2 protein-coding genes are annotated in these 5,839 nt (G+C 74.0%); both read left to right on the top strand.

What is annotated here, in order from left to right; genetic code table 11:
* Positions 1-9 precede the first annotated feature (9 nt).
* On the top strand, positions 10-4,887 hold the full coding sequence (locus ACFVFR_RS05780; RefSeq protein WP_383698400.1) for an SDR family NAD(P)-dependent oxidoreductase: 4,878 nt from the start codon (positions 10-12) through the stop codon (positions 4,885-4,887).
* A gap of 73 nt (positions 4,888-4,960) precedes the next feature.
* Positions 4,961-5,719: a thioesterase II family protein gene (locus ACFVFR_RS05775; RefSeq protein WP_383698399.1), complete on the top strand. Its 759-nt coding sequence runs from the start codon at positions 4,961-4,963 to the stop codon at positions 5,717-5,719.
* The last annotated feature ends 120 nt before the right edge of the window (positions 5,720-5,839 follow it).

Here is a 5,839-nt window from a genome sequence, read left to right as displayed (position 1 = left end):
GCGGGCGCGGTGGATGTCCTGACCGAAGCGCGGGCGTGGCCTGAGGTCGGTCGCGTGCGCAGGGCGGGTGTGTCGTCGTTCGGTGTCAGTGGGACGAACGCGCACACCATCATCGAGCAGGCCCCCGAACCCGAGGAGTCCACTCCGGTCACGGTGTCCTCCCCGGCCGACGCTGTCGTGCCGTGGGTGGTCTCGGCGCGGAACGCGGACGCGCTACGAGACCAGGCACTGCGGCTGAGCGAACACGTCGATGGTGAAACGCAGTTGAGTGTGGCTGATGTGGGGTTCTCGCTGGCGACATCGCGGTCGGCCTTTGACGCGCGTGCCGTGGTGCTGGGCGCGGACCGGGCGGGGTTGGCGCGGGGGTTGTCCGCGCTGACCGAAGGCCGGGAGGCGCCCGGATTGGAGACGGGCTCCGTCGTCACCGGGGGCCTGGGCTTCCTGTTCTCGGGCCAGGGCTCGCAACGCCTGGGCATGGGGCGTGAACTGGCCGCACGTTTCCCGGTGTTCGGTGAGGCACTGGACGCGGTGTTGGACGAGTTCGAGCCGCGTGTGCGTGAGGTGTTGTTCGGTGCGGATGCCGATGCGTTGAACGAGACGGGTGTGACGCAGCCTGCGTTGTTCGCGGTCGAGGTGGCCCTGTTCCGGCTGTTCGAGTCGTGGGGTGTACGTCCTGACGTGTTGGCTGGGCACTCGATTGGCGAGTTGGCTGCCGCGCACGTGGCTGGTGTGTGGTCCCTGTCGGATGCTGCCAAGGTTGTCTCGGCTCGTGCTGGGTTGATGCAGGCGTTGCCGGCTGGCGGGGCGATGGTGGCCATCCAGGCGTCTGAGTCTGAGGTCGCGGAAGGTGGGCTGCCGGAGGGTGTGGGGATCGCGGCGGTCAACGGACCGTCCTCGGTGGTGGTCTCGGGTGACGCCGCCCAGGCTGAGGCGGTGGGGGAGCGGTGGCGTGCGGCCGGCCGTAAGGCGACCCGTCTTCGGGTCAGCCATGCGTTCCACTCGCCGTTGATGGATCCGATGTTGGAGGAGTTCCGGCGGGTTCTGGAGGGTGTGTCGTACGCGGCGCCGACGATTCCGATCGTCTCCACGTTGACGGGTGCGCGGGCGACCGTCGAGGAGTTGAGCTCGGCCGCGTACTGGGTGCGCCACGTACGCGAGTCCGTACGCTTCGCCGACGCGGTGCGCACCCTCGCGGACGAGGGTGTGACCACCTTCGTCGAGATCGGACCGGGAGCCACCCTGTCGGCCCTGGGGCAGGAGAGCGTGCCCGGGGCCGGCTTCGTCCCGGCACTGCGGGGCGAGCAGCCGGAGGAACTGGCGCTGGTCTCCGCTCTGGCCCAGGCCCACGTGCGGGGTGTGCGGGTGGACTGGGCGGCGTTCTTCGCCGACAGCGGTGCCCGGCGGGTCGACCTGCCGACGTACGCCTTCCAGCGCGAGCGCTACTGGCTCGACGCGCCGCGCGACCTGCGCGTCGAGGAGGCGGCCGGCGGGCTTGGCCTGGCCGGCGCCGGCCACCCGCTGCTGGGCGCCGCCGTGGAACTCGCCGACGGGCAGGGCCTGGTGTGCACCGGCCGGCTCGGCCTCGACACCCACCCGTGGCTCGCCGAGCACGCCGTGTCGCAGGTCGTCCTGCTCCCCGGCACCGCCTTCGCGGAGATCGCGCTCGCCGCGGGCGACCACCTCGGTCTGGCCGAGGTGGAGGAGTTGACCCTGGCCGCGCCGCTGGTACTGGCCGAGCGCGGCGGGACGCGGCTACGGGTGACGGTCGGAGGCGACGACGGCTCGGACCGCCGCACGCTGAGCATCGACTCCCGCCCGGACGACCCGACCGCCGACATCGACTGGACCCGACACGCCACCGGCTACCTGGTGGCCGCCTCCCCCGACCAGCCCGCCGAACTCACCGCATGGCCACCCACCGGAGCCGAACCCGTCGAACTCGACGGGTTCTACGAAGGGTTGGCGGCGGCCGGGTTCGAGTACGGGCCCGCCTTCCAGGGCCTGCGAGCCGCGTGGCGGGGCGAGGACGGCGTGTACGCCGAGATCGAGTTGGCCGAGGCCCAACACGGGGACGTCGCGACGTTCGGAGTCCACCCGGCGCTGCTGGACTCCGCGCTGCACGCCTGCATGCTCGGCGGCCTGCTGGAGGACGCCGGCGGCCCCCGACTGCCGTTCTCCTGGAGTGGGGTGCGCTGGCACGCCACGGGCGCGACGACGGCGCGCGTTCGGATCACACCGGCCGGGACCGACGCGGTCACCCTCGAACTGGCTGACGCCCAGGGGCACCCCCTGGCGACGGTCGCCTCCCTGGTCCTGCGGCCGATCGCCGCCGACCAGCTCGGTGCGCGCCACCGCGACGCGCTGTTCCGGCTGGGGTGGGTGGCCGCACCGACCCGTGCGGCCACCCCCGCTCCGCCGCGTGCGTGCGTCCTACTCGGCCCGGACGACCTGAAGGTCGGCGCGGGCCTGGCGGCGGCCGGCGTCGCCGTCACCGAACACGCCGACCTCGCGGACCTGGCCCTGGCCGGGGCGCCGGAACTGGTCGTCGTCCCGTGCGCCCCGGACGGCGGGCGGCCGGCCCCGGCCGCCCGCACCGCGACCCTGCGCGCGCTGCGACTGGCCCAGCGGTGGTTGGCCGACGAGCGGTTCCTCGACTCGCGGCTGGTGTTCGTCACCCGCCGGGCCGTCGCGGCCGGACCAGGGGAGGACGTGCCGGACCTCGCGGGTTCGGCCGTGTGGGGCCTGATCCGCTCCGCGCAGTCGGAGCACCCCGACCGGTTCGTCCTGGTCGACGTCGACGAGCACGACGCGTCCTGGGCCGCGCTGCCCGCCCTGCTCGCCGGGAGCGAGCCGCAGGCGGCGCTGCGCGCCGGCCAGCCGCTGGTGCCGCGCGTCGCCCGACCCGGCCAGGACGCGGAGCCGACCATGCTGGCGTTCGCGCCCGGCGGCACCGTCCTGGTGACCGGCGCCACCGGCATGATCGGCGGCCTGGTCACCCGGCACCTGGTGACCGAGCACGGCGTACGACACCTTCTGCTGGCCAGCCGCAGCGGGGCCGACGCTCCCGGCGCCGACGCGCTCAGCGCCGACCTGACCGACCTCGGCGCCCAGGTCACGCTCGCCACCTGCGACGTCACCGACGCCGACGCGCTGGCCGCGCTGCTGGCCACGGTCGACCCCGAACACCCGCTGACCGGTGTCGTGCACTCGGCGGGCGTACTGGACGACGGTGTGATCGGCTCGCTGACACCGGAGCGGATCGACCGGGTGTTCCGCCCCAAGGTGGACGCGGCCTGGAACCTGCACGAACTGACCCGCGACCTCGACCTGTCCGCGTTCGTGCTGTTCTCCTCCGTCGCCGGCGTCCTCGGCGCTCCCGGCCAGGGGAACTACGCGGCGGCCAACGCGTTCCTCGACGCCCTCGCCCACCACCGCCGGGCCGCCGGCCTGCCGGCGACCTCGCTGGCCTGGGGCCTGTGGGAGGCGGCCAGCGCCATGACCGGCGGCATGGCCGAGACCGACGCGGCGCGCATGTCCCGCTCCGGCGTCGCCGGCCTGACCCAGGAACAGGGCCTGGCGCTCTTCGACCTGGGCTGCGCGGCCGGCGAGGCCGTCATAGTGCCCATGCGCCTGGACGTCGGCGCGCTGCGCGGCGAGCCCGACCAGGTGCCCGCCCTGCTACGCGGCCTGGTCCGCCCCCGTACCACCCGGGCCAGCGCCACCAGCCAGGAGCCGCTGACCCAGCGGCTGGCCGGGCTCACCGGCGAGGAGCGGGAGCGCGCACTCCTGCTGCTGGTCCGCGACCAGACGGCCGCCGTCCTCGGCTACGAACCCGAGGGACTCGACGTCTCCGGGGCCCTGACCCAGCTCGGCCTGGACTCGCTGACCGGGCTGCAACTGCGTAACCGCCTCGCGGGAGCCACCGGGCTGCGGCTTCCCACCACCGTCGTCTTCGACCAGCCGACCGGGCCGGCACTGGCCGCCTACCTGGGGCGTGAACTTGCCACGAACCCCGGGAACGCGCCGGCCGAATCCACCACACTGGCGGTCGAGGACACGCTCACCGGCCTCTACCGGCAGGCGTGCGACCTCGGTCTGTACGAGGAGGGGTGGCTCATGCTGGAGACGGCGTCACTGGTGCGGCCGGTGTTCCAGTCGATGGAGGAAGCGACTCCCCTCGCGCCGATCACGCTGGCGAGCGGCTCTGGCACACCACTGCTGTGCTTCCCGCCGACCATGGCACCCTCGGGGCCGCACTACTTCGGCCACTTCGCCACCACTTTCGCGGGCGAGCGGGACGTGACGGTACTGCCCCACCCGGGCTTCGCCACCGGGGATGCGCTGCCCGCGAACCGGGACGCGGTCGTCCGTTTCCAGGCCGAGGCCGTCCGCCGGCAGGCGGCCGGGCGGCCGTTCGTCCTCCTCGGCTACTCGTCGGGCGGATGGATGGCCAACGCGGTCGCCGCACACCTCGAACAGGAGGGCGCCGGACCGGCCGCCGTGATCCTGCTCGACACGTACACCGCGACCACCTCGTTCGAGGAGCGACTCCAGGCCGCGCTGCGCGCCCGAGCGGCCACCAGCGAGGCGTTCGAGCTGATGACCGGCGCGCAACTCACCGGCCAGGGCGGCTACCTGCGGGTCTTCGGCGACTGGGAGCCCGAGCGCAACGAGGCGCCCACGCTGTACGTCCACGCCACCTTCCCGCCCGGCGAGTCGGAGGCACGCGAGACCGAGGACGCCTGGCAGCCCCAGTGGCCGTTCGCGCACGAGGACACCGACGTACCCGGCGACCACTTCTCGATCATGGAGGTGCACTCGCACTCCACGGCGCGGGCCGTCCAGACCTGGCTGGCCGACAGCGGCCACGACCGACCCACCCCGTGAACCACGCACGGCGGACCGCGTACGACGGACCGCGCACCCCGCACAGCACAGCGACAAGGAACGGACGACGACCATGACAGTTGCCGACGGCAGCGACCTCTGGCTCCGCCGGTACCACCCGGCCCCGGACGCCCCGGCCCGGCTGGTGTGCTTCCCGCACGCGGGCGGATCGGCCAGCTTCTACTTCCCCGTCTCGGGCGCCCTGGAGGGCGCTGGCGACGTGGTGGCCCTGCAGTACCCGGGCCGCCAGGACCGGCGCAACGAGCCGAACGTGGCGGACATCGGCGCGCTGGCCGACCGCCTCACACCCGTACTGGCACCCCTCTTCGACCGGCCCGTCGTCTTCTTCGGGCACAGCATGGGCGCGATCCTCGCCTTCGAGGTCGCACGCCGGCTCGCGGAGGGCGGCCACACGCCCGCGCGGCTGTTCGCCTCCGGCCGGCGCGCCCCCGCCACCCGACGCGAGGAGAACGTCCACCTGCGCGACGACGACGGCATCGTGGCCGAGATGCAGGCCATGAGCGGCACCGACGCGCAGGTGCTCGGCGACGAGGAACTGCTGCGCATGGTGCTGCCCGCCATCCGTAGCGACTACCGGGCCATCGAGACGTACGCCCCGGTGGACGCCACGGTCAACTGCCCCATCACCGCCCTGGTCGGCGACGCCGACCCGAAGACGACGGTCGAGGAAGCCGAAGCCTGGCGCGCCCACACGACCACCGCCTTCGACCTCCGGGTCTTCCCCGGCGGCCACTTCTACCTCACCCCGCGCGCGGCGGAGGTGATCGCCGTGGTCCGCGAGGCGCTGCGCGGCGCCGTGGCCGTCGGCTAGCCACCGGCCGACGGCGGGCCCGGCGCGTGGCGACCCGCGCCCGGCCCGCCCCCCCGCCCGCCCCGGCACGCCCCCGCACGCTCCGCGCGGACCGTACGGGCCGCGGCGACCCAACACGCC

Source organism: Streptomyces sp. NPDC057702, assembly GCF_042799315.1.
GTDB lineage: Bacteria > Actinomycetota > Actinomycetes > Streptomycetales > Streptomycetaceae > Streptomyces.
This window is presented reverse-complemented; position numbering and strand designations above follow the sequence as displayed.

Bases quoted from the DNA above. Each gene is read 5' to 3' on its own strand.
- ACFVFR_RS05775 (WP_383698399.1), top strand. From the start codon at position 4,961: ATGACAGTTGCCGACGGCAGCGACCTCTGGCTCCGCCGGTACCACCCG.